Annotated in this window: 1 protein-coding gene; it reads left to right on the forward strand. The window is 39.2% G+C overall.

The window, feature by feature from the left end; translation table 11 throughout:
• Nucleotides 1-1,106 (forward strand): 3'-5' exonuclease (locus tag RT405_RS09155; protein ID WP_313469211.1); only part of this gene is annotated, 1,106 nt, incomplete at both ends.

Below are 1,106 nucleotides of genomic sequence, written 5' to 3' on the forward strand. Positions count from 1 at the left end.
GCAGGAAAAGGATAAAGACCTAGCTGAGTCTACAGCTCTTTACATGGATGAGGATGCGGTTCGGTTGATGACCATTCACGCAAGTAAAGGTCTAGAATTTCCAGTTGTTTTTGTACTGGATTTAACGAAACGTTTTAATCTGCAGGATATTCGAAAAGGCTATCTTTTTAACGAGGAATATGGAGTCGGAACGGATATCAAAGATTTAGAACGGCGGATTCGTTACCAATCTTTGCCGGAAGTTGCTTTAAAAGTAGAGCAGAAAACAAAATTATTATCAGAAGAAATGCGCAAGTTATATGTTGCATTGACACGTGCTGAAGAGAAATTATTTTTAGTTGGCTCTTATAAAAATGCAGAAGCTGCTTGGAAAGAATGGGGCATTATCAGTGCTCATCAACCAACTGTTTTACCAAATGACATTCGTTTTACAGCAAACAGTTTGATGAAATGGATCGGCTTATCGTTGATTCGCCATCCCAATGGTCAAAACCCTTTTCTATCTGTTACTGCCAACAACCGGACAATCAGTCAACACCCTGCAACGTTTTCTGTGCATTTCTATAATGAGACTATGATACAAGAACAATTGATACAAGAAGACCAAGAAATAGATGAACACTGGATTGAAAAGCTTGATACTGCCAGTGCAGCCAATAAACTTTCTGAACAAGAACAAGCCTCTTTAAATGAAGCTCTAACATTGATGAATTATGAATATCGGTTTGAAAAAGCGACACATACTACCAGCTATCAATCAGTTTCTGAAATCAAGCGTCTCTTTGAAGAACCAGACGATGGCCAAATGGTAAAGATCGATATCAATCAACCACGAAATCAAAATCGGTATGTAGAAGACCGGCTAGCTCGTCCTAAATTTATGGCTGAAGTGACCGTTCCTACAAATGCTGAAATTGGAACCGCCACTCATCTTGTGATGCAATCAATTGATTTAACAAAGCCGGTCTCTAAGGAATCTGTTGAAGCTTTGATTCAGGATTTAATTAGCCGAGGCATGCTCCAGGAGAAAGTAGCCTACAAAATTGACAAAACCAATATCGTACGTTTCTTTGAAACGGAACTAGGCCAACTGATCTTGTCGCATC

The sequence above is a fragment of the Carnobacterium sp. genome (assembly GCF_032094055.1).
Classification (GTDB): Bacteria; Bacillota; Bacilli; order Lactobacillales; family Carnobacteriaceae; genus Carnobacterium_A.